The sequence below is a fragment of the Bacillus sp. NPDC094064 genome, from assembly GCF_050279585.1.
Lineage (GTDB): Bacteria > Bacillota > Bacilli > Bacillales > Bacillaceae_G > Bacillus_A.
In genome coordinates this window covers 149,413-171,575 of record NZ_JBNNUI010000004.1, presented here as the reverse complement: position 1 = coordinate 171,575, position 22,163 = coordinate 149,413, and the positions used below count along the sequence as shown (strand labels likewise).

At 36.2% G+C, this 22,163-nt stretch carries 25 protein-coding genes and 1 pseudogene; 19 read left to right on the top strand and 7 right to left on the bottom strand.

The annotated features are described in order from the left end of the window. Nucleotides 1-57: 57 nt before the first annotated feature. The 4 genes from ACQKNI_RS11405 (at nt 58) to ACQKNI_RS11390 (ending at nt 4,191) form a co-directional block, all read left to right on the top strand. Entirely contained in the window at nt 58-252 is a 195-nt protein-coding gene (locus ACQKNI_RS11405) for an alpha/beta-type small acid-soluble spore protein (RefSeq protein WP_088232209.1), read from the top strand. Between the two features lie 176 nt (nt 253-428). Continuing rightward, nucleotides 429-2,015, top strand: a complete 1,587-nt coding sequence (gene mbcS, locus ACQKNI_RS11400) for an acyl-CoA synthetase MbcS (protein WP_088232208.1) — start codon at nt 429-431, stop codon at nt 2,013-2,015. 104 nt (nt 2,016-2,119) lie between these two features. Further along, entirely contained in the window at nt 2,120-2,551 is a 432-nt protein-coding gene (locus ACQKNI_RS11395; RefSeq protein ID WP_088232207.1) for a VOC family protein, read from the top strand. 71 nt (nt 2,552-2,622) lie between these two features. Further along, nucleotides 2,623-4,191 (top strand): amidohydrolase, encoded by a 1,569-nt coding sequence (locus tag ACQKNI_RS11390; RefSeq protein ID WP_088232206.1) that lies wholly within the window; start codon nt 2,623-2,625, stop codon nt 4,189-4,191. Nucleotides 4,192-4,311: 120 nt separating this feature from the next. Here ACQKNI_RS11390 and ACQKNI_RS11385 read toward each other — a convergent pair whose 3' ends face one another. Further along, nucleotides 4,312-5,115 carry an NAD kinase gene (locus ACQKNI_RS11385; protein WP_088232205.1) on the bottom strand — a complete coding sequence of 268 codons (804 nt, stop codon included), beginning with the start codon at nt 5,113-5,115 and terminating at the stop codon, nt 4,312-4,314. A gap of 204 nt (nt 5,116-5,319) precedes the next feature. Between ACQKNI_RS11385 and ACQKNI_RS11380 the strand changes: the two genes are divergently transcribed. The 5 genes from ACQKNI_RS11380 (at nt 5,320) to ackA (ending at nt 9,676) form a co-directional block, all read left to right on the top strand. After that, nucleotides 5,320-5,958, top strand: coding sequence for a DUF2953 domain-containing protein (locus tag ACQKNI_RS11380; protein ID WP_088232204.1), 639 nt, complete (start codon nt 5,320-5,322; stop codon nt 5,956-5,958). Nucleotides 5,959-5,970: 12 nt separating this feature from the next. After that, on the top strand, nt 5,971-6,363 hold the full coding sequence (ytfJ, locus tag ACQKNI_RS11375; protein WP_088232203.1) for a GerW family sporulation protein: 393 nt from the start codon (nt 5,971-5,973) through the stop codon (nt 6,361-6,363). A gap of 134 nt (nt 6,364-6,497) precedes the next feature. Continuing rightward, a complete protein-coding gene (tpx, locus tag ACQKNI_RS11370; RefSeq protein WP_000024529.1) occupies nt 6,498-6,998 on the top strand; it encodes a thiol peroxidase in 501 nt (166 codons plus the stop codon). A gap of 198 nt (nt 6,999-7,196) precedes the next feature. Next, nucleotides 7,197-8,183: a class I SAM-dependent methyltransferase gene (locus tag ACQKNI_RS11365; RefSeq protein ID WP_141524792.1), complete on the top strand. Its 987-nt coding sequence runs from the start codon at nt 7,197-7,199 to the stop codon at nt 8,181-8,183. Nucleotides 8,184-8,482: 299 nt separating this feature from the next. Further along, nucleotides 8,483-9,676, top strand: a complete 1,194-nt coding sequence (gene ackA / locus ACQKNI_RS11360; RefSeq protein WP_088232201.1) for an acetate kinase — start codon at nt 8,483-8,485, stop codon at nt 9,674-9,676. 24 nt (nt 9,677-9,700) lie between these two features. Here ackA and ACQKNI_RS11355 read toward each other — a convergent pair whose 3' ends face one another. Beyond that, nucleotides 9,701-10,132 carry an NUDIX hydrolase gene (locus ACQKNI_RS11355; RefSeq protein WP_098253186.1) on the bottom strand — a complete coding sequence of 144 codons (432 nt, stop codon included), beginning with the start codon at nt 10,130-10,132 and terminating at the stop codon, nt 9,701-9,703. 178 nt (nt 10,133-10,310) lie between these two features. Here ACQKNI_RS11355 and ACQKNI_RS11350 point away from each other — a divergent pair, with 178 nt between their 5' ends. Beyond that, nucleotides 10,311-11,144, top strand: a complete 834-nt coding sequence (locus tag ACQKNI_RS11350) for an EcsC family protein (RefSeq protein ID WP_088232199.1) — start codon at nt 10,311-10,313, stop codon at nt 11,142-11,144. Nucleotides 11,145-11,174: 30 nt separating this feature from the next. On the opposite strand, the gene ACQKNI_RS11345 is transcribed toward ACQKNI_RS11350, so the two are convergent. Then, a complete protein-coding gene (locus ACQKNI_RS11345) occupies nt 11,175-11,843 on the bottom strand; it encodes a YitT family protein (RefSeq protein ID WP_088232198.1) in 669 nt (222 codons plus the stop codon). A 737-nt stretch (nt 11,844-12,580) separates the two neighbouring features. Further along, complete coding sequence (locus ACQKNI_RS11340; RefSeq protein ID WP_000417201.1) at nt 12,581-12,898, bottom strand: hypothetical protein; 318 nt, start codon at nt 12,896-12,898, stop codon at nt 12,581-12,583. A gap of 167 nt (nt 12,899-13,065) precedes the next feature. Between ACQKNI_RS11340 and ACQKNI_RS11335 the strand changes: the two genes are divergently transcribed. Both ACQKNI_RS11335 and argH read left to right on the top strand, forming a co-directional pair. Next, nucleotides 13,066-14,271 (top strand): argininosuccinate synthase, encoded by a 1,206-nt coding sequence (locus ACQKNI_RS11335; protein WP_088232197.1) that lies wholly within the window; start codon nt 13,066-13,068, stop codon nt 14,269-14,271. Continuing rightward, complete coding sequence (gene argH / locus ACQKNI_RS11330; RefSeq protein WP_098882757.1) at nt 14,268-15,656, top strand: argininosuccinate lyase; 1,389 nt, start codon at nt 14,268-14,270, stop codon at nt 15,654-15,656. Before ACQKNI_RS11335 ends, argH begins: the two co-directional genes overlap by 4 nt. 56 nt (nt 15,657-15,712) lie before the next feature. Here the strand turns inward: argH and ACQKNI_RS11325 are convergent, their stop codons facing one another. Together ACQKNI_RS11325 and ACQKNI_RS11320 are read right to left on the bottom strand one after the other, a co-directional pair. Further along, nucleotides 15,713-16,279 carry a DinB family protein gene (locus ACQKNI_RS11325; RefSeq protein WP_088232195.1) on the bottom strand — a complete coding sequence of 189 codons (567 nt, stop codon included), beginning with the start codon at nt 16,277-16,279 and terminating at the stop codon, nt 15,713-15,715. 95 nt (nt 16,280-16,374) lie between these two features. Further along, nucleotides 16,375-16,554 carry a ProA domain protein gene (locus ACQKNI_RS11320; protein ID WP_140417458.1) on the bottom strand — a complete coding sequence of 60 codons (180 nt, stop codon included), beginning with the start codon at nt 16,552-16,554 and terminating at the stop codon, nt 16,375-16,377. A gap of 245 nt (nt 16,555-16,799) precedes the next feature. On the opposite strand from ACQKNI_RS11320, the gene ACQKNI_RS11315 reads away from it, so the two are divergent. Further along, nucleotides 16,800-16,949: a hypothetical protein gene (locus tag ACQKNI_RS11315; protein ID WP_427282371.1), complete on the top strand. Its 150-nt coding sequence runs from the start codon at nt 16,800-16,802 to the stop codon at nt 16,947-16,949. 314 nt (nt 16,950-17,263) lie between these two features. Here ACQKNI_RS11315 and ACQKNI_RS11310 read toward each other — a convergent pair whose 3' ends face one another. Beyond that, nucleotides 17,264-17,722, bottom strand: a complete 459-nt coding sequence (locus tag ACQKNI_RS11310) for a universal stress protein (RefSeq protein ID WP_001066672.1) — start codon at nt 17,720-17,722, stop codon at nt 17,264-17,266. Nucleotides 17,723-17,903: 181 nt separating this feature from the next. On the opposite strand from ACQKNI_RS11310, the gene ACQKNI_RS11305 reads away from it, so the two are divergent. The 6 genes and pseudogenes from ACQKNI_RS11305 (at nt 17,904) to ACQKNI_RS11280 (ending at nt 22,077) form a co-directional block, all read left to right on the top strand. Next, complete coding sequence (locus ACQKNI_RS11305) at nt 17,904-18,662, top strand: SDR family oxidoreductase (protein ID WP_141524791.1); 759 nt, start codon at nt 17,904-17,906, stop codon at nt 18,660-18,662. Between the two features lie 213 nt (nt 18,663-18,875). After that, the gene (gene ald / locus ACQKNI_RS11300; RefSeq protein WP_098253185.1) at nt 18,876-20,009 is read left to right on the top strand and encodes an alanine dehydrogenase; all 1,134 of its coding nucleotides are present in this window, start codon (nt 18,876-18,878) and stop codon (nt 20,007-20,009) included. Nucleotides 20,010-20,149: 140 nt separating this feature from the next. Then, nucleotides 20,150-20,578 (top strand): hypothetical protein, encoded by a 429-nt coding sequence (locus tag ACQKNI_RS11295; RefSeq protein WP_098356946.1) that lies wholly within the window; start codon nt 20,150-20,152, stop codon nt 20,576-20,578. A gap of 35 nt (nt 20,579-20,613) precedes the next feature. Further along, nucleotides 20,614-20,946 (top strand): cupin domain-containing protein, encoded by a 333-nt coding sequence (locus ACQKNI_RS11290; protein WP_088230841.1) that lies wholly within the window; start codon nt 20,614-20,616, stop codon nt 20,944-20,946. Further along, nucleotides 20,943-21,730, top strand: a pseudogene (locus tag ACQKNI_RS11285) (GNAT family N-acetyltransferase). The gene ACQKNI_RS11290 and the pseudogene ACQKNI_RS11285 overlap by 4 nt, the downstream one beginning before the upstream one ends. A gap of 2 nt (nt 21,731-21,732) precedes the next feature. Further along, a complete protein-coding gene (locus ACQKNI_RS11280; RefSeq protein ID WP_088230839.1) occupies nt 21,733-22,077 on the top strand; it encodes a DUF6176 family protein in 345 nt (114 codons plus the stop codon). Nucleotides 22,078-22,163 lie beyond the last annotated feature (86 nt).

Genomic DNA, 22,163 nt, shown 5'->3' with positions numbered 1-22,163 from the left:
CTATGTATGAAGTCATGTTGTTTATCACACTCTATACTCACAAGGAGGTGATACAACATGGCAAACAACAATAAATTAGCAGTATCTGGTGCTCAAGCAGCATTAGATCAAATGAAATACGAAATCGCTCAAGAGTTTGGTGTTCAACTTGGAGCTGATGCAACATCTCGCGCTAACGGTTCTGTTGGTGGCGAAATTACTAAACGTCTAGTTTCACTAGCTGAGCAACAATTAGGCGGTTTCCAAAAATAATCCCATATATGATGGCTTAGAAAGAGCGGGTTCTCCCGCTCTTTCTTTTTGTCGTTTGCATCGTTATACATTTAATTCGACATAGACGTAAAAAATTTGTCAAAAGAAGAGGGTTCAAAATTAACTGAAAATTCTTTATTATATAAGGGAGGCATAGAAATAAAGGAGGAAATTTTATGAAGAGAGAGGAATTATTGGCGCCACCGTCTTATAACTTAGTTTCTGAAATAGAGAAATATACAGGTGATAAAGAGAAGCTTGCTTTAATTTGGCAAGATGATAAAGGGAATAGACAAGAAGTTACATATTGTGAATTAATGCAAGGTGCGAATAAAATTGGAAACGCTTTTATAAAAAGTGGCTTGCAAAAAGGGGACAAGCTTCTCATTATGATGCCGCGCTTAGTTGAAGCGTACATGACGTATATTGCTGCGATTAAAGCGGGATTTGTCGTAATTCCGAGTTCAGAAATGTTACGCAAAAAAGATATCGAATATCGCATTGGACATGGGGAAGTAAAAGCGATTGTAAGTTATGAACCGTACATTGGACAATTTGATGACATAGAGGCGATGGAATCTCTTCAAAAATTCGTCCTGAGCGAGCGGTCAGTAGATGGCTGGATGAATTTAAAAACAGCATTAGAAACAGAAAGCGACAAGCTAGAAATGGCGAAGACAGATAAAGAAGACATGGTCTTTTTATCTTACACGTCAGGAACGACAGGAAACCCAAAAGGTGTCGTTCATACACATGCGTGGGCATACGCTCATTTACGTACGAGCGCCCCAAATTGGCTCGGAATTGAAGAGAATGATGTTGTATGGGCAACAGCTAGTCCAGGCTGGCAAAAGTGGATTTGGAGCCCGTTTCTAGCAACTCTTGGATCAGGGGCAACGGGATTTGTATATCATGGTAAATTTGAACCGAAAACGTATTTAAATTTATTAGATGATAATAAAGTGAATGTGCTTTGTTGTACGCCAACTGAGTATAGATTAATGGCCAAGGTAGAAAACTTAAATACGTACAACTTAGAAGCGTTACATAGCGCTGTATCAGCAGGTGAGCCGTTAAATAGAGAAGTCATTGAAACGTTCCAAAAGCATTTCGATATTACAGTCAGAGATGGCTATGGACAAACGGAAAACACATTACTAGTAGGGACAATGAAAGGGATGGACATTAGACCAGGATCAATGGGAAAACCTACGCCAGGCAATCATGTTGATATCGTAAATGAAGAAGGAGTTCCTGTACAACTTGGAGAAGTTGGTGACATCGCTGTTCACATTGAAACACCAGCCCTCTTTAAACAGTACTATAAAGACGATGAGCGCACAGCGATGCAATTCCGTGGTGATTATTATATTACCGGTGACAAAGCGAAGAAAGATGAAGATGGCTATTTCTGGTTTGAAGGACGCGGAGATGATATTATTATTAGCTCCGGTTATACAATTGGACCGTTCGAAGTCGAAGATGCACTTGTAAAACATCCATACGTAAGAGAATGTGCGGTTGTTGCAAGTCCAGATGAAATTCGCGGAAGTGTCGTGAAGGCATTTATCGTATTAAGAGAGAATATAGAAAAGAACGAAGAAACGTTGATTCCAGTACTGCAACAACACGTCAAAGAACTTACTGCACCATATAAATACCCTCGCAAAATTGAATTTGTAGATGAACTACCAAAAACAATTTCTGGAAAAATCCGCCGCATTGAGCTGAGAAACCAAGAGATGGAGATTCCTTCAAAATAATTTCGAAAATAGTGAAGGAAATAGTTGAATGAAATGTAAAACGTATGATATTATAAAAACGAACATTAGTTCGATTTTATAAATTTTAAAAAAGAGGTGTCCGTATGATTTTAGGTATTAATCCTTACTTAGTTTTAGATGGTAGTGGGCAAGAAGCTGTTCAGTTTTACAAAGAGGCGTTAGATGCAAAAGTAGAAGTCATGCAAACGTTTGGTGACATGCCTGAAAATCCAGAATACCCGATTCCAGCTGAAGCGAAAGAGCGCGTTTTACACGCTACTTTAAAAGTTGGCAATACGGAACTGATGATTTCTGATACATTCCCAGGTAAAGGGCATGCGATCGGATCTCAAGTGACAATCGCAATTCAAATTAGTAACGCGGAAAAAGCGAAAGAAGTATTTGATAAGTTACAAGAAGGTGGCGAGGTTATTATGCCACTTCAAGAAACATTCTGGAGCCCAGCATACGGACAAGTGAAAGATAAATTTAATATTGAATGGCAAGTTACAACGTCTACTACTGAGCAAAAGTAATTTTTAGAAAAGCACCATGTTTTGAAATGGTGCTTTTTTCTATACAATAAAAAATAAAGGAGATGGGATATATGGGAGAAATTTGGTACGGCGGCACCATTTACACAATGAGAGAAAAAAACGAAAAAGTAGATGCGATTTACGTTGAAAACGGTATGATTGTTGATGTCGGGAGTAAAGAAGAGTTAGAAAACCGATATTCAGAAGTGAAGTTATACGACTTAAGAGGAAAAACGATGATTCCAGGTCTCGTCGATAGTCATATGCATCTTATTGGTCATGGGGAGAGGCTACTTCGTCTAGACCTATCAAGTTGTACATCTTATAGCGAAGTGCTTACTCTTGTTCAAAAGCGAGTAGAAGAAGCGCCAAAAGGGTCTTGGGTTATTGGAGAAGGATGGAATGAAAATAATTTTACAGATACAAAGAACGTTCATGCACGTGATTTAGATGCAATTTCAAAAGAGCATCCCATTTTATTAAAGCGCGTTTGTCGCCATGTGACATGGGTGAATTCATACATATTGCAAGAAGCGAACATAACAGCAGAGACGCAAGAACCAAAAGGCGGAAAAATTGGCCGAGATTCATCAAATAAGTTAACAGGACTTTTATATGAACAAGGGCAAGAATTAATTAAACATGTGCAACCTGAAATTGATGAAGCTTATTTACGAAGAGCTCTGCAAACAGCGATTAAAGACTGTTGGCAATATGGACTTACCGGCGGGCATACGGAAGATTTAAATTATTATGGTGGTTTTAGAAAAACATATAATGCGTTTTCTCATGTCATAAAAGAAATGCCATTTAAAGCGCACTTACTCGTTCACCATGAAGTAGCGAATGAACGAAAAGAATATGAAAATGAGCACTATATTGAATTTGGTGCGATGAAAATTTTTTCGGATGGATCTTTTGGCGGAAGAACAGCTTTATTAAGTGAACCGTATGAAGATGAGAAGGGAACGAATGGCGTTGCAATTTTTTCACGTGAAGAGCTTGCGGAGCTAGTGAAAAAAGCACGAGATTTACATATGCCAGTTGCTATTCATACAATTGGTGATTTATCACTTGAATACGTCATTGATGCACTCGAATTACATCCGCCAGCAAAAGGATTACGTGACCGCATTATTCATTGTCAGCTTGCTCGTGAAGAGTTGATTGAACGAATGAAACATTTGCCGGCTATTATCGATATTCAGCCTGTCTTTGTGTCATCAGATTTCCCGTCAGTGATTGAAAAGTTAGGAAAGCATCGTCTTCGTTATGCGTACGCTTGGAAGACGCTACTAGAAGCGGGATTGCACTGTAACGGTGGCTCTGATGCACCAATTGAACAAGTAAACCCCTTCTTAGGTATATACAGCGCTGTTACACGTAGAAGTTTTATTGATGGTGTATGTTATATGCCAGAAGAAAGACTAACAGTGTATGAGGCTATTTCTTTATTTACAGCAGGAAGTGCCTATGCAATCGGAAAAGAAGCAAAGCGGGGGCAAATTATAACAGGATATGAAGCGGACTTTACAATATTAGACCGTGACATATTTGAAATCGAGGCAGAAGAAATAAAAGAGGTACAAGCAGAAATGACCGTCATTGATGGGGAGATTGTGTATAGAAAAGATGCGTGAAAATATATCGACTTATCGATGGAAAATGAAAAGAATAGCTATCGAATAATAGAGGCTGCGACCCGCGTCAATCCAGGTAAATAAAAAAACCGACAAATTATAATTTGTCGGTTTTTAATATTATAAAAACGTTCTCTGTACTTTTTCCCAGAAAGAATTATTTTTTAATTTAACTGTTTTAATTTGTTTATCACTTAAGCGTACAACAGCTTTTTCCACTTGTTTAATGCTAAGCGCTTCGTTATCCATGCCGATAACAGGATAATCATTACCGTCTGGTCTTAGTTTTAAAGTTAATGTACGTTCGTGATTTAAAATGAACGGTGAACCAAGTGTACGGTATGTGTTGTTATTTAAAGATGCTAGTTCACTTACTTGGAAACACGGGATAAGTGGGTCGACAACTGCGCCGCGTAATGATTTATTGTAAGCGGTACTGCCTGTTGGTGTGGAGATAACTAATCCATCACCTCTAAATGTTTCGAAATATAAATCGTCGACGTGCACATCTACAACAAATGTTTTAATGATGCTAGAGCGTAATGAGAACTCATTTAAACAATGGAAAGATGTACCGTGATCTACATCTACTTGAATTGTTGGATACTTTCGCACTTCAATTTCGTTCTTTGTAATTTCTTGAAGGGCTGTATCAACGTGATCAATGTGGAAATCGCAGTAGAACGAAATTTCATCATTCGTAGAAATCCCTGCGTATAAGCAATCTTCTCTAAAACCGGTTTTACGAACGGCTTGTAAGAAAGTTCCATCATCTCCAACGCTGACGATAGCGTTTGCATTTTTTGGATGATCTAATATGGTAAATCCATTCTCCTCTAAAATACTATAGATTGGTTTCATTTTTTCAACGAGCGTTATTTTGTCATCACCATAAAAGAAAAATAAATTGCGACGATCTGCCATTATGTATCCCTCCACTGCAGTTAAATTTTCTAGTTTTAGTGCTCCATATCATTAGAATGTATTCTCGATGATATGTTCAAATAATATATTTCGATACAAATTGTCAAAATCCCTTTTTATTTTTAGAAAAATTTTTATATTCAATTTTATCAAAGGTTGTTTAATGATGAATAAACTTGTCGATAATGGGTACGGAGTGAAAGGATGATACGTATGGAGTGGCTCGCAAGTGGAATGTTAATTCTTCTCCTATTTATTTTGCTTATACTATTGTCGAAAATATCACTTAAAGTGACATTTTTATATTCTGAAATGGAAAAGCAATGTTTGTTTCAAGTGAAAATATGGATGATTCGATATACATTTGATGTATTGGAAAGAATTGAAAAGCAACAGAAGAAGACCGGACAAAAAATAAAAAAAGCTGAAAAGGACGGTGGGCTAGAAAATAAAATTATGGCCCAACTTGATAGCATGGGGGAACTGATAAAAAGGCTTCAAGAAGTTCATACTATTGTTAAAGATTTTCTTAAACGAGTGAAAATCAATGGGTGGAAATGGCACACGCAAATTGGAACAGGCGACGCAGCTAGTACTGGAATTGTCACAGGATATGCATGGGGGACAAAAGGAATGGCTGCTGGAGTTGTAGGGCAATATATGCATATTGTCGACGTGCCAGAATTTGAAATTACTCCTGTTTTTCAAGGGAAGGGATTTGCATCAAGATGCGAGTTAACAGCATCTTTCCGTATATTCCGTACTGTAAAAATAGCAGTGAAATTACTCATATTTATGAGAAAACAAAAATCTGGTATGACAGAAGAATCTGTTCAAGCATAGGAGGGATATAGAGTGGACCATCCAATTCAAGGTTTAATGACAACTGCAATGCAGCATTTAAAACAAATGACTGATGTAAATACAATTGTAGGCGACCCAATTAAAGCGGCAGATGGAAGTGTAATTCTTACCGTTTCGAAAGTTAGTTTCGGATTTGCTGCTGGTGGAAGTGAATTTGGTAAAGACCATTCAGGGCGTCATCCGTTTGGCGGGGGAAGTGGTGGAGGAGTTTCTATTAATCCTGTCGCTTTTCTTGTAATAAATGGAGAAGGTGTGAAAGTATTACATTTAGATAAACAAACACACGTCATCGATAAAATAATTGAATTAGCGCCACAAGCTGTTGATAAAGTGAAAGAAATGATGGATAAACGCAAAGAAGATGATCCGGAATTTCAAATTTAACGAATAAAGAAGCTAATCAATAGGTTAGCTTCTTTTATTTTTTTGTAAATAAAGCGATTTTATTTGCATTATCGATAGGGACAAACTATCATTTACAGTGTACATATTTTGTTTAAATAAGGGAGGATTTTCAAGTGGCAAACGTAACTTTTAAAGGTAACCCAATGACTTTAGTTGGAACAGAAGTTAAAGTTGGCGATCAAGCGCCAAACTTCCAAGTGTTAGCAAACGACTTATCTCCAGTAAGTTTAGAAACATACAAAGGCGAAGTAAAATTAATTAGTGTTGTACCTTCAATCGACACAGGTGTTTGTGATGCACAAACACGTCGTTTTAACCAAGATGCAGCAGGTATTGAAAACGCGAAAGTATTAACAATTAGCGCTGATTTACCATTCGCTCAAAAACGCTGGTGTGCAGCAAACGGTTTAGAAAATGTTGTAACACTTTCTGACCACCGTGACCTTTCATTCGGTGAAGCTTACGGCTTAGTAATGAAGGAACTTCGTTTACTTGCTCGTGCAGTATTCGTAGTAGATAGCAATGACAAAGTAGTTTACGTAGAATACGTAAGCGAAGGTACAAGCCATCCAAACTATGAAGCAGCATTAGAAGCAGCAAAATCTGCAAAATAATGCAAAGGAAATGACCTCTTATAAAGAGGTCGTTTTTTCTCATATATTGCTCTGTAACGGTATCAATATATGAGAAAAAACGTTATATCATATATAACTTAAAGGGGAGCTCTTTACAGGAGGTCGCTTTTTCTTTTTGGAAAAAATCACTTTGTGGTATGATATAAGTTATGTGTAAAAAGAGAAGGAGGAATGTACGTGAGTCAGACAGTAGAAACATTATTTTCTATTTTTGATTCTTCTGCGGTAGTTTTACGTAAAGAATTAGATGTAACATATTTAGAGGCGCTTGTAGAAACAGGTGATAACTTGTTTGAAGGAGCAATTTTACAAGAGGAATTATCTGAATCAGCAATTGAAAGGCTGAATCGTGAATATAGTACGTTTAATGAAGAAACATATAAAGGAGAAGAAATTCGTAAAGCATTTCAGTTAGCCATCTTAAAAGGAATGAAAGAAGGCGTACAAGCGAATCACGAAATGACGCCTGATGCAGTTGGCATGTTCATGAGTTACTTATTCCATAAATTTATGCAAGGTCAAAACGAAATTACTGTGTTAGATCCTGCAATTGGAACAGGTAACTTAATGACTACAGTGTTTAATAGCGCTAAAGACGGATTAACAATGAGTGGATTCGGTGTAGAAGTGGATGAAGTACTAATTAAACTTGCTTTAGTAAATGCGAATTTACAAAAGCATGCAATCGAGTTCTTCCACCAAGATGGACTAGCACCACTTTATATCGATCCAGTTGATGCAGTTGTTTCGGATTTACCAATCGGTTACTATCCAAATGAAATCGGTGCAAGTGAATATAAATTAAAAGCAGATGAAGGAATGTCGTATGCACATCACTTATTTATTGAACAAAGTGTGAAACATACGAAAGAAGGAGGGTACTTATTCTTCTTAGTACCAAACTTTATTTTCGAAAGTGATCAAGCACCAAAATTACATGCATTTATTAAAGAAACATGTTTTATTCAAGGGTTATTACAGTTACCTGTTTCCATGTTTAAAAACGAGAAAAATGCAAAAAGTATATTTGTTCTCCAAAAGAAAGGGCCTAATGTAATAATGCCGAAACAGGCGCTATTAGTGGAGTTACCTAAATTCTCCAACATGAAGGCGATGGAGGATATTATGGATCAATTAAATACTTGGTTTGCAACTCACAAATAAGGCAAGGTATATGTAACAGGGGTAGCAATTCATGTAGTACAGTTTTATATAATATGTCATATTTTTAAACATATACTAGATTAAACTGAATTTTTTTGAAATCTGTAATATATATTTTTTCTTGGTGTTACAATTTTTTCACTTGAAATATATGTCGGACGATGTTTAAATTAAAATCGTGAGTATAAAACTTACTGATGATGAAACGTTTTCATAATGAGTAAGTTTAATCAGATAAAATCGAGCGGTTTGTGGAAACATCCACACAACTACCAAGAGAAAAAGGGGCGAAAGACTAGATGTCAAAAATCATCGCGATTAACGCAGGAAGCTCTTCCTTAAAATTTCAATTATTTGAAATGCCAAGTGAAACAGTATTAACAAAAGGTTTAGTAGAACGTATCGGTTTAGAAGATAGTATCTTCACTATTACTGTAGATGGCGAAAAACAAAAAGAAATTACAAGCATCCCAGATCACGCAGTAGCAGTTAACATGCTTCTAAAAAAATTAACTGAAAATGGAATCGTTAAGTCTCTAGATGAGATTGGCGGTATCGGTCACCGTGTTGTTCACGGCGGCGAAAAATTTGCTGACTCTGTTTTAATTACTGATGAAGTATTAGCTGATATCGAAGAATTAAGCGATTTAGCACCACTTCATAACCCAGCAAACATTGTTGGTATTAAAGCATTCCAAGAAGTATTACCAAACGTACCAGCAGTAGCAGTATTTGATACAGCATTCCACCAAACAATGCCGGAATCTGCATTCCTATACAGCTTACCATATGAGTACTATGAGAAATTTGGCATCCGTAAATACGGTTTCCACGGAACTTCTCACAAATATGTAACTGAGCGTGCGGCTGAATTATTAGGTCGTCCACTTGAAAGCTTAAGCTTACTTTCTTGTCACTTAGGTAACGGTGCAAGTATCGCAGCAGTAGAAGGCGGTAAATCTATCGATACTTCTATGGGCTTCACTCCACTTGCTGGTGTAACAATGGGTACACGTTCTGGTAACATTGACCCTGCGTTAATTCCATACATCATGGAAAAAACAGGCCAAACTGTAGAAGAAGTTCTTAGCGTATTAAACAAGAAAAGTGGTATGTTAGGTCTTTCTGGATTCTCTAGTGACTTACGTGATATCGAACAAGCAGAAGAAGAAGGAAACCACCGTGCAGAAGTAGCGTTAGAGGTATTCGTAGGACGTATTCATAAATATATCGGTTCTTATGCAGCTCGTATGAAAGGTGTAGACGCAATCATCTTTACAGCTGGTATTGGAGAGAATAGTGCTCTAATTCGTGAGCGTGTATTAGAAGGCCTTGAGTTTATGGGCGTATACTTCGATCCAAAACGTAACGACATTCGTGGCGAAGAAGCATTCATCAGCTTCCCACACTCTCCAGTAAAAATTATCGTAATTCCAACTGACGAAGAAGTTATGATTGCTCGTGACGTACTACGTCTTGGAGATATTGGTTAATATATGAATGAAAAAGACGAGATCCTAAAGGATTTCGTCTTTTTTTTGTATATACTTTAAAATTCGATCTGGATATAGTATTTTTTCCTTTTGAATGAATGCTGTGATGGGAATCCATTTTGCACATGACGCTGTTTGTTCATCTTTTATATGTAGTAGTTCCATTCCATATAGAGATGTGTCTAATAAACGCAAAGAATATAGTTGAATGATTTCATGACCAATTTCCTCACCCGAATAAAAAATATTCTCTAAGCACCCTAAATAATCGGTAACTTCTATTTCTGTATGAAGTTCTTCGGTAAATTCTCGAATAACGGTATCTGCTGATTTCTCACCAATTTCAATTGAACCGCCGAGAGGTCGATAAAAGATTTCGTTGTCCATATTATATTCTTGTACGAGAAGTCGATCATGATGTATAGCAATGCCAAAAGCTTTTGCGCGTGGGTACATATGTAATCGCTCCTTATTTGTTTTGTATAAGGATGATTATAGTGTAGCTAAGGAGAAATTAGTAACATGTATTCGGATATATTCTTGTGACCTATGCCTGAAATAAAGAACATGCAATGTACAAGCGTATTTGCAAATATGTTACAATAGAAAAAAATCGAACGAGGTGGTTGTTACGATGCGATCGAAGCGAGAACAAGCCATTTTAGACAATATAAAAGAATGGGAAGCGCAATTAGTTGAGCAAGAAGCGACCGATTTTCAAAAAATGTTTGATAAATGGGTACATACTACAATTGCGAAATTACCTGAGAAAAAACGAAAAGATTTCTTTACGAAAGCAGATGGATGGCTCTTTCATTTACATGCACTGATTCAAAGTTCACAATCACAGTTAGATGCGCGTAATCGTATTTTAGGAACATCGAGATTATTTGACGAGTCAATCGAACAACTCGAGGATTTGAAAGCATTATCGATTGATCAATTAACATACATAGCAGAGCAGCAAACAGCACGTCATCGTCTATATTCATTCGTACAAGGCGGAGCAACGGGTGCTGGAGGGTTATTATTATTAACGGCTGATTTTCCAGTTATGATTGCGTTAAATGTGAAGGCCGTACAGCTTATTGCGACATCATTTGGGCATGATGTGAACAAGCCTTATGAAATGATGCTTGCGTTAAAGGTGTTTCATGCGTCATTACTACCAGGAAGACTTCAGCAGTACGCATGGTACAATTTATTGCAAGAACTGGGGCAAGAAGATTCGTTCTTTTATGAAGGAGACGAGGCGGTGTTACAACCAGCTTCTACTGAAGTTGTGTTAAAACAAATTTTGAAAACATTTTCGATTTATGCGCTTCGTCGTAAATTATTCCAAGGTATTCCGGTAATTGGAATGGCAATCGGATCTACAGTGAATTATCGCTTAACGAGAAATGTTACTGAATTTGCGAATCGATTTTATCAAGTGCGCCACATAGTTGAAAAAGAAAAGAGTATATAAAAAAAGCGAGAGGCCGAAGCCTTTCGCTTTTTAGTTTGTTGCATGTTTTTTGGACATTGGAATTGATACTGGTTGTGGTTGCTTTTCTGCTGTTTTTTCTGTTTTTGGATAATAAATTAAATCCAATGTTTTTGCCTGTACGGCAATCGAAAGAATAGTAAAAGCAATTTCTGTCCAATTTAAATAATATAATGAAAGCGCAAGAACAATCGCGTCAAAGACGAAGAAAATTTGCCCAATTGTAAAACGAGTTCGTTTACTTAATACAATTGTTAAAATATCGTCTCCACCGGTTGCACCGCCAAATCGCAATATAAAACCGAGTCCAATACCAGCTAACGCACCGCCAACTACCGCAGCTACAAATAAATTATTTGATAAATCTACCGTAAATGGAGAATAATTTTCCATAAGAGAATAAAATACTCCGAATGAAATCGAACCTAGGAATGAATAACCAACCATTTTTCTGCCTAAAAATGAAGCGCACAGTAAAATAATAGGAATATCCATGATTACAGTTGAAATAGATGGTGAAATATCATAAAAATTTTGGATGAATAGTGCAATACCTACAAAGCCACCTTCTGTTAAGTGGTTTTGGAAGTGAATGTGATATAGCGCTGCTGCTAAAATAAATGAACCGATTAAAACCATAAAAATTTCTTTAATAATTTGTCGACTTTGGATGTTCCTCATCGTTATTCCTTCTTTCCGTAGTTAGTAGTCCTTTTTGTGTTGTAAACTAACTACGAGCTCACATGTAGCTATCAGTTAGTTTACGAAAAAACTAACTACGCTATATGTCGCTGAAGAAATAACGAATAATCCTCTCGTCCATCAAGTTTCCCTACCTTCGTTTTAGTTTAAGTCTTAAATCGACTAAACAAAACGTGGAGTAGGATTCTTCATTTAGCAATCCTGCTCTTCTTTGTTTTGTTTAGTTAGTAACAATTAAGTCCTAAACAAAACGCTACGTGTAAGAAGAGTCTTTTTTTTGCCAAATTATCCTTCGGGCAATCATAATTTCCCCACTCTCGTATTTTTTTCGCTAGACTAAAGTATCTGAGCTGAAAAATACGCTACGTGTATGATTCGTCAATACGATGCCACATGCTCCTTCGAGCGATCATGATATCAAAATCCCTTCCTTCAAGATTTATATTATTATATCATACTTTCAAAAAATGTATGCGGATGGAAACCGACAATAAACGGAGGAAATCTACAAAAATTGTTATGTTTAAATATTTTTGTAGAAAAGCCTAAGTTATTTTGTAAGATAGGAAAGGTTTTAAAGTTTGTCCAATAAGTAAGGAAAGAATCTGCTAGTAGGTCCATTTGATGTATGTTTGGCAAAAACGGCGCAAGAAATATATTGCAAAGTTTGTTACGAAAAAAAAGCATGACCCAAAGTAATTGAGGGCATGCTTTTTTCATTGGTGTGCTTTCCCCTCAGATACGTTTTGGGTAAGACGATACCAAAGCCAAAGGTCGTTAATAATTGAAGCGAGATCAGCAATTTCAGAATTAAGCCTACAGGAAATTTCAAAATTCTCTTCGTTATTTAAACGATGTTGTTTTTGATTAATGTAATGTTCAAGTTCTTTTATACGATCGGGTATTTTTCCGCGAATTTGCTCCCATTTTAATAAAATAGCGTGCTGTGTTTTTTCGGAGATGTCATCCCATTCTTCTTGTATATTCGGCACTGCAATTCCTAGATGCTCGTTGTATATAAAATATTTTTCCATAGATACACCTCCATTTTCCTGCCTCTATTTTACATAAAAAAAGAAAGAAGTTCGACGAAATTGTTTGAAAAAAATTGAAAATGACTCTTGATACATTTTGTAAAAGGTGTTAAAGTGTGAATTATTATAAAAGAAAATGAATATTTATTCTTTAGGGGGATGCAAAAATGGAGAAGAAAAAAGTTGTGTTAGCATATTCTGGAGGTCTTGATACTTCCGTTGCAATTAAATGGTTACAAGAGAAAAATTATGATATTATCGCGCTTTGCTTAGACTTAGGGGAAGGTAAAGACTTAGCATTTGTAAAAGAAAAAGCACTTTCAGTAGGTGCAATTAAATCGTATATGGTGGATGTTCAAGAAGAATTCGCGAATGAATATGCATTGATGGCGATGCAAGCACACACATTATACGAAGGGAAATATCCTCTTGTCTCTGCATTATCTCGTCCGCTTATCGCGAAGAAATTAGTAGAAATCGCAGAGCAAGAAGGCGCAACTGCAGTTGCACACGGATGTACAGGGAAAGGGAATGACCAAGTTCGTTTTGAAGTTTCTATTCAAGCATTAAATCCATATTTAGAAGTGATTGCACCTGTGCGTGAATGGAAATGGTCACGTGAAGAAGAAATTGCATATGCAAAAGAAAATAATGTACCAATTCCAATTAATTTAGATAGCCCATTTTCAATCGATCAAAACTTATGGGGACGCAGCAACGAATGTGGCATTTTAGAAGATCCATGGGCGGCGCCACCAGAAGATGCATATGAGATGACATTGGCATTAGAAGATACACCGAATAAACCAGAGTTTGTAGAAATCGGATTTGAAGCAGGAGTACCGACTACTTTAAACGGCACTGCATATCCACTTTCAGAATTAATTAAAACGTTAAATGCACTTGCTGGAAAACATGGTGTTGGACGTATCGATCACGTAGAAAATCGTCTTGTCGGTATTAAATCTCGTGAAGTGTATGAATGCCCAGCGGCAATGACGTTAATTACAGCGCATAAAGAACTTGAAGATTTAACACTTGTGAAAGAGGTTGCTCATTTTAAACCGATGATTGAGCAGAAAATAACAGAACTTATTTATAACGGTTTATGGTTCTCTCCTTTAAAACAAGCACTCAATGCGTTCTTACAAGAAACACAAAAGAATGTAACAGGCACAGTACGTGTGAAATTATTTAAAGGTCATGCAATTGTAGAAGGACGTAAATCTGAGTACTCTTTATACGATGAAAAATTAGCAACGTATACTGCTCAGGATGAATTTAATCATGATGCAGCAGTTGGATTCATTTCATTATTCGGTTTACCTACGAAAGTATACAGCCAAGTAAATCAAAAGAAGGTGGAAGCGTGAGCAAACTTTGGGGCGGACGTTTTACAGAAGAAGCGGAAGCATGGGTTGAGGAGTTTGGAGCGTCCATCTCCTTCGATCAACAATTAGTAAATCAAGATATAAATGGGAGTATTGCGCACGTAACGATGCTAGCGAAGAAAGGCATCGTTACGAAAGAAGAAGCAGAGAAAATAAAGATGGGGCTTCAATATTTATTAGAGGAAGCGAAACAAAATAAGCTTTCTTTCTCGGTTGAAGCTGAAGACATTCATTTAAATATTGAAAAGATGTTAATTGAAAAAATCGGTGAAGTAGGAGGAAAACTTCATACAGGCCGAAGCCGTAACGATCAAGTGGCAACAGATATGCATTTGTATTTAAAAGAAAAGGTAGAAGACATTGTAAAAGCGACAAAACAATTGCAAACTGTTCTTGTTCATCAAGCAGAAAATAATATTGAAACCATTATGCCTGGTTATACGCATTTGCAGCGTGCGCAGCCGATTTCATTTGCACATCATATTCTTGCTTACTTTTGGATGTTAGAGCGTGACGTAAATCGTTATGAAGACTCGTTAAAGCGCATTAACATCTCACCATTAGGAGCAGGGGCGTTAGCTGGGACAACATTCCCAATTGACCGCGAATATAGTGCAGAGCTTCTTGGATTTAATGGAATCTATGAAAATAGTTTAGATGCAGTAAGTGATCGTGATTTCATACTGGAGTTTTTAAGTAACTCATCCATACTTATGATGCACTTATCACGCTTTTGCGAAGAACTTATTTTATGGAGTAGTCAAGAGTTTCAATTTATTGAAATGAGTGATCAATACGCAACAGGAAGCAGTATTATGCCGCAAAAGAAAAATCCGGATATGGCGGAACTGATCCGTGGTAAAACGGGCAGAGTATACGGTAACTTATTCAGTTTACTTACAGTAATGAAAGGATTACCACTCGCTTACAATAAAGACTTGCAAGAAGATAAAGAAGGAATGTTTGATACAGTAAAAACAGTAGAAGGGTGCCTTCATATTATGGCCGGCATGCTAGAAACGCTGACTGTAAACAAAGAAAAAATGGGGCAAGCTGTAACGCAAGATTTCTCTAACGCAACAGAAATTGCTGACTATTTAGCAAACAAGGGACTACCATTCCGTCAAGCTCATGAAATTGTTGGAAAGTTAGTTCTACATTGCACACAAAAAGGAATTTATTTATTAGATGTACCACTTGAAACGTATAAAGAAATGAGTTCGTTATTTGAAGAAGATTTATATGAAGTTCTTTCACCATATGCGGCTGTAAAGCGCCGTAATAGTGCTGGCGGAACAGGGTTTGAACAAATCCAAAACGCTTTGGAAAAAGCGAAGGGGTTAGTTGGAGAGTTTGTTGGAAGTTAAATGATGTATGATATAGAAGGTAAGGTGCTTTTTTTAAGTACCTTACCTTTTTGTATTTAGACTTTTAGGTGCGCATCTATCATTTCATAATTTTTTTGCATAATCATAAAGTGATGCTTCTCATGAATTGCTAATAGTTGAATAGATTGAATAAGGTTAGGGTAGTGAGCAATGGGATCTAAAAATACGATATGCCCTGCGATATTTTCCTCTATATTTTGAACTAGTTTTTTTATTTCATCAGTTTCACGTGCAAGTAATTCTTCTAATTCAGTTACATTCATAGAATGATAGACATTTTTTGAAGGGATTAAAATCCAAGGTGCTTTCATTCCTCTACCATGTTTCTCTTTGTATTCGGCATAAATGTCGTATATGTCAGTTTCGAATGGGGTGTTTCTTCGTAGTTTGGCATAAGGGATAAGGGTAAAAGAAAATTTAATCGCTACTTTGAGCATCCTTGCAATTAAATATAAATGATAATAATGCTCTCCAATAGACCATTTTCCATTCTTTGAGCGATACCATAGTTGTTCTTGGGATAGTGAATGGAGATGAGGAAGGAACTCGTTCCTTTGTACATGTAATGTTTGAAAATGCTTTGCGATATTTTCAGATTTCATATTTTGACATCCTCCACATTTTTTCCTAATTATAACATTTTCGTGTGGATGTAAGTAAGCCTAGCGCAATTTGCTCTAGGCTTACAATGTATTGATTATTCATACTTATGTCGATCTTCCGTAATTCGAATATACTCAATATCCATCAAATCTCGTAGTAATGCACCGTTACTCAGTTCAATTCCATGCTTGTCTTTAAAATGTGAGCGGATCGTATCTAACATTTCGATTTCTTTTCCGTGCACATCTAAAATAATACGTTCAGAATCATCCATGTAGCATCCTCCTTTTTTTAACATATATATTTTGTCCGTCTATTATTAAAAAATGTATGTTAACGTAATGTTAGAACATAAGAAAAGGGTAGATATGAGTAGAAAAATATTGGGGATGTAGATTTTTAAAAAAATAGTAAAAAGACTTTGCAACTAATAAAGTAATAAGGTTTACTTCAGCAAAATAAGGTATATTATATTTGTTGAATAGATTTTTTGAAAGACAAGAAAAGTAGGTGAACAAAGTGGGGAAATATCAATTGGATTACAAAGGTCAGGTAGCTGTGGCAAAGTTTCATGAAAAACAGAAGCCTGCCAAATTTGATAAAAAGCAGCAACTTGAAAAATTGCGTGCGGAGTATTTGAAAAAGAAGCAAAAACAAACAGGTCAATAATATGTTGTGTTTTTCCTAATTTGCTGTATATGATGCAAACAAACACATGTGTTAGTTCATTAAGAATAACTAAAAAAGCCGATTCCTTGAGATGGAAATCGGCTTTTTTAATAAGTGACATTTCCTTAGCGTTGTAAATCAGCATGTTCCTGACGCTACCCCGTAATGTAAGTTTTAAGGTGTACCAGCACTTTGCTTGATACGCCTATTTCTCATGGTTTTAATCACTAATTGTTGTAATGAAAAAGGAGTGAATTCCCCACTCCTTTTTCATTATTATTGTCCTTCGGTAAAGCATAGGGACTATTTATAAATTAAAGATCACCTTGCTCCTCATCACCACGAACAACAAGGACATCGCATTTCGCATAGCGAATAATATGTTCAGAGACGCTACCAATTAGGAAACGCTCAACGGCATTTAAACCAGTTGCACCACACATAATTAAATCTACTTTATGGTTTGGAGCGATTTCTTTTGAAATTTTAGATTTAGGATTACCAAATTCTAATACAGTTTCAATTTTTTCAAGGCCAGCTTCAAGCGCAGTTTTTTTGTAGTCTTCTAATAAGTCTTCTGCAAATAGATTTGCACGTTCAGCAATTGCGCGGCTATAAGCTTCTACTGCTGAGTACGCTTTTACATCAACGATATGAGCAATTGTTAATGTTGCATTGTTTCGTTTTGCGACTTGGATTGCTTTTTTAAACGCCTTTTCTGCTTCTTTAGAACCATCCACTGCAATCAAAATATTTGTATATGTATTATTCATAGTAAATTCCTCCCAATCATTTTTATTACCGTTTACAACTTTATTATAAAACAAATTTTGGTAATGTGCTTGCCGAAAACGTTACAGAATTTTGAAAACTTTATTTCAATTCATTTTAGTTGTAATTGGAGCTAGAACTTGTTACATATGAAATATAGCAATTTAAAAGGAGGGCATGTTTGTGAGACACGCGCTCATTACAGCCGGTACGAAAGGTTTAGGAAAGCAAGTAACAGAAAAGTTATTGGCTAAAGGCTATTCAGTAACAGTAACGTATCATAGCGATATAGCGGCTATGGAAACAATGAAAGAAACATATAAAAATGTGGAAGAACGTCTACAGTTCGTGCAAGCTGATGTCACGAAAAAGGAAGATTTACATAAAATGGTAGAAGAAGCGATAAGCCGTTTTGGCAAAGTTGACTTTTTAATTAATAATGCTGGTCCATATGTATTTGAACGAAAAAAGTTAGTCGATTATGAAGAAGATGAATGGAATGAAATGATTCAGGGCAATTTAACAGCGGTATTTCATTTATTAAAACTTGTCATTCCGGTTATGAGAAAACAGAACTTTGGCCGTATTATTAATTACGGATTCCAAGGGGCAGATAGTGCGCCGGGATGGATTTATCGCTCAGCTTTTGCGGCAGCGAAAGTAGGACTTGTTTCATTAACGAAAACAGTTGCTTACGAAGAAGCGGAATATGGTATTACTGCGAACATGGTATGTCCTGGTGATATTATTGGTGAAATGAAAGAGGCGACAATTCAAGAAGCGCGTCAGCAGAAAGAACATAAAACACCAATTGGTAGATCTGGAACAGGTGAAGATATCGCAAGAACTATTTCGTTTTTATGTGAGGACGATTCCGATATGATCACCGGTACAATTATTGAAGTAACCGGTGCAGTGGATGTTATTCATAGACATCGATAGAATTAAATAAAGTGAAGTTTCGAATAATTGGACAGTTTATCCTTTATACTGAAAGGTGCGGATAATACTGTCCTTTAATGTAAGATTAAATCTATCGGAAAACTTGTCTTATTTTTTGTCAAATATTGAGATATTATGTTAAAATATAAGAGCGTAGAAAGCGCTTTAAAAAATGATTCAGGGGTCATTTCATAACTCAAGGGGGAACTAATAATGCGTATCGGTATTCCAACAGAAATTAAAAACAATGAAAACCGCGTGGCAATGACGCCAGCGGGAGCTGTACATTTAGTGCAAAATGGTCATGAAGTTTTTGTTCAAAAAGGAGCAGGTATAGGATCAGGCTTTACGGATGAAGAATACGTACAAGCTGGTGCGAAACTTGTTGAAACTGCTGAAGAAGCATGGAATCAAGATATGGTTATGAAGGTAAAAGAGCCAGTTGCAAGTGAATATGGTTACTTCCGCGAAGGTTTAATTTTATTCACATACTTACACTTAGCTCCAGAGCCAGAATTAACGAAAGCATTAATCGATAACAAAGTCGCATCAATTGCATACGAAACAGTACAATTAGATAATCGTTCATTACCATTACTTGCGCCTATGAGTGAAGTTGCAGGTCGTATGGCTGCGCAAATCGGTGCACAATTCCTTGAGAAAAACAAAGGTGGTAAAGGTATTTTACTTGCAGGCGTTCCAGGGGTAAAACGCGGCAAAGTAACAATTATCGGCGGTGGTCAAGCTGGTACAAACGCAGCGAAGATTGCAGTAGGTTTAGGTGCAGATGTAACAATCATCGACTTAAGTGCAGAACGTCTTCGTCAATTAGATGACATTTTCGGTAACCAAGTAAAAACGTTAATGTCTAATCCATACAACATTGCAGAAGCTGTAAAAGAATCTGACCTTGTAATTGGAGCAGTATTAATTCCAGGTGCAAAAGCACCAAAACTTGTAACTGAAGAAATGATTCAATCAATGGAACCAGGTTCTGTCGTTGTAGATATCGCGATTGACCAAGGTGGTATTTTCGAAACAACTGACCGTATTACAACTCATGACAACCCAACTTACGAAAAACATGGCGTTGTTCATTATGCAGTTGCTAATATGCCAGGTGCGGTTCCACGTACATCAACTCTTGCATTAACAAACGTAACAGTACCATATGCAGTACAAATTGCGAACAAAGGCTATAAAGATGCTTGCTTAGGCAACGCTGCATTATTAAAAGGTATTAACACATTAGATGGATATGTAACATTCGAAGCGGTTGCAGAAGCTCACGGCTTACAATACGCTGATGCGAAAGAGCTTCTTGAAAAAGCTCCTGCTTTATCATAATAGAGATATATGCGAGACCTTCCTTTTTATGGGGAGGGTCTTTTTTTATGGGCAATAACATGTAAAAATTGGTATTTATTGATGTTAATCGACCCTTATTATGATAATTTAGAATTATATAATAAAAAAGAGGGGATTCGATGGGGAGAAAAAGCAGAAAAAAAAAGCAAGCTAGAAAAAAGAAATACATAAAGAAAAAACAGGAACAGAACATACCTGTTTCAAAAAAAGTAGTCATTATGATAGAAAAAACTTTTCGGTATATTTGTATGGCTCTGTATGTAATTTTATGTATGTGTTCATTTGGCGTGTTTTACAGTTTTGGGATAACTCCCAATATTATTGAGAGTATTTTAGTATTTATACTTGCTGTAATAGAATTAGTTTTATTTGTTATATTCTTTAGTAAAGTATGGCCTAGTCATGAAAGTAAGAGAGATAGGAAAAGAAAAAAGAGAAAAAAATCTTCATACGATTCAAGCTCATCAAGTGGATTTGGCGACTACAGTAGCAATGATTGTAGCAGCTCAAGTGATGGTGGAGGCGATTGCGGAGGTGGTGGAGACTAAATTAGTTTTTGACTCATGAAAGGATGGGACGAAAGATGGAAACTGTGAACTTAATAGAATTAACGAAGGACATTCAAGATCAACATAAAAACTTTGTCGTTTCAAATGTGAACAGTCATTGCTTACGAATCGCTGTATTTATTGGTGAATATGATTGGCACTATCATTCTAATTCGGATGAATTATTTATTGTGTTAGAGGGAGAATTACTTATTGATTTTGAAGATGGAGAAACAGCGGTATTAAAGCCAAATGATTCTATTTTAATTCCAGCATGTACGATTCATAGAACGAGAGCATTAAAGAGAACGGTAAATCTTTGTTTCGAAAATATAGAGGCTGATACAATTAAAGTGGAGCGATTATGAAAAAATTATCTGTAGCCGAGTATAGAAAAATCCTTCCGGTTTTAGAAAGTCTTACAAGAACGACGACGTTTGCTTATGCGGTATGTGACCAAATGATAGATGGTGAGGTTTTTACAAATGAGAAGTTAACAGCGGGACTAATTTGTACAGCTAATGGCATTTATTATGTATTTGGTAATACGCAAGATGAAAGTTATAACGAAGAGCTATTTTCGTATATAAAAACAGCTATTGAAAAAAAGAGAAGTGATTTACAGTGTTCACTTCGAGTGAAGAGTGGGAAATGATGATAGAAGAGCGTTTTAGTAATGCACTTCGGAACATCCCGCGAATGAAATTTCAAAGCGTAACCTTTGAAGAGAGAAAACGAGATTGTAACAAAAATACATATGAAGTGAAGCGTATTGATAGAAAAGATATAGCACAAAGCAATGAATTTACAGAGGAATATTATAAAGAATATTTGGGATCAACCGAAGCGTTTTTGGATAATGGTTTTGGATTTTGTATAGAACAAAATGGGATGATCGTAGCGGAATGTGTTTCGATATTTAGCGGGAATGGATTTGCTGAAATTGATATTGTGACGCATGAAGCGTATCAAGGGAAAGGGTTAGCTCAAGCTGTTGCAAAACGGTTCATTGAACATTGCATGCAAAATGATATTACACCGTGCTGGGATTGTAATGTAGCTAATATTCCTTCGCAAAAATTAGCTAGTAAATTAAGTTTTTATAATCCAATAGAATATAGATTGTTTGTGCGTAAGAAAACGGGGGAATAAAAATGAATGTAGAATTAACAAGATTTAAAGTGAAGCCTGGAAAAAGTCATCGTGTAGATGAATGGATGCAGCTTCTTAATGACAATATGAAAGAAGTACTTTTGACATTAAACGACGAAAAGATGTATGTAGAGACAATTTTCCGGGAAATAAGAGATGGAGAAGAGTACTTATATTGGTATTCTGCGCAAGGAGAAGGCGGGGCTCTTGTCGAAAATTCTCATCATGAAATTGATAAAAAGCACTTGGAATTTTGGTGTGAATGTATTGATGAAGAAGCACCATCTGTTGATATGAAAACAGAAGTTGTTATGATTCAAGATGTTGTGAAAGAAGCGATGAAATAATAAAAGCACATTAAAATAGATGTGCTTTTTATTATGAACATTTTTTAGAAAAACAATATACATTTTATGCTCTCAAACAGTATATA

Bases quoted from the DNA above. Each gene is read 5' to 3' on its own strand.
- ACQKNI_RS11325 (WP_088232195.1), bottom strand. From the start codon at position 16,279: ATGAAATCTGAAAATATCGCAAAGCATTTTCAAACATTACATGTACAA.
- ald (WP_098253185.1), top strand. From the start codon at position 18,876: ATGCGTATCGGTATTCCAACAGAAATTAAAAACAATGAAAACCGCGTG.
- ACQKNI_RS11310 (WP_001066672.1), bottom strand. From the start codon at position 17,722: ATGAATAATACATATACAAATATTTTGATTGCAGTGGATGGTTCTAAA.
- ACQKNI_RS11380 (WP_088232204.1), top strand. From the start codon at position 5,320: ATGATACGTATGGAGTGGCTCGCAAGTGGAATGTTAATTCTTCTCCTA.
- ACQKNI_RS11340 (WP_000417201.1), bottom strand. From the start codon at position 12,898: ATGGAAAAATATTTTATATACAACGAGCATCTAGGAATTGCAGTGCCG.
- ACQKNI_RS11280 (WP_088230839.1), top strand. From the start codon at position 21,733: ATGAATGTAGAATTAACAAGATTTAAAGTGAAGCCTGGAAAAAGTCAT.
- ACQKNI_RS11405 (WP_088232209.1), top strand. From the start codon at position 58: ATGGCAAACAACAATAAATTAGCAGTATCTGGTGCTCAAGCAGCATTA.
- ACQKNI_RS11350 (WP_088232199.1), top strand. From the start codon at position 10,311: ATGCGATCGAAGCGAGAACAAGCCATTTTAGACAATATAAAAGAATGG.
- ACQKNI_RS11295 (WP_098356946.1), top strand. From the start codon at position 20,150: ATGGGGAGAAAAAGCAGAAAAAAAAAGCAAGCTAGAAAAAAGAAATAC.
- ACQKNI_RS11320 (WP_140417458.1), bottom strand. From the start codon at position 16,554: ATGGATGATTCTGAACGTATTATTTTAGATGTGCACGGAAAAGAAATC.
- ACQKNI_RS11355 (WP_098253186.1), bottom strand. From the start codon at position 10,132: ATGTACCCACGCGCAAAAGCTTTTGGCATTGCTATACATCATGATCGA.
- ACQKNI_RS11390 (WP_088232206.1), top strand. From the start codon at position 2,623: ATGGGAGAAATTTGGTACGGCGGCACCATTTACACAATGAGAGAAAAA.
- ACQKNI_RS11385 (WP_088232205.1), bottom strand. From the start codon at position 5,115: ATGGCAGATCGTCGCAATTTATTTTTCTTTTATGGTGATGACAAAATA.
- ackA (WP_088232201.1), top strand. From the start codon at position 8,483: ATGTCAAAAATCATCGCGATTAACGCAGGAAGCTCTTCCTTAAAATTT.
- ACQKNI_RS11345 (WP_088232198.1), bottom strand. From the start codon at position 11,843: ATGAGGAACATCCAAAGTCGACAAATTATTAAAGAAATTTTTATGGTT.
- ACQKNI_RS11335 (WP_088232197.1), top strand. From the start codon at position 13,066: ATGGAGAAGAAAAAAGTTGTGTTAGCATATTCTGGAGGTCTTGATACT.
- mbcS (WP_088232208.1), top strand. From the start codon at position 429: ATGAAGAGAGAGGAATTATTGGCGCCACCGTCTTATAACTTAGTTTCT.
- ACQKNI_RS11290 (WP_088230841.1), top strand. From the start codon at position 20,614: ATGGAAACTGTGAACTTAATAGAATTAACGAAGGACATTCAAGATCAA.
- ACQKNI_RS11395 (WP_088232207.1), top strand. From the start codon at position 2,120: ATGATTTTAGGTATTAATCCTTACTTAGTTTTAGATGGTAGTGGGCAA.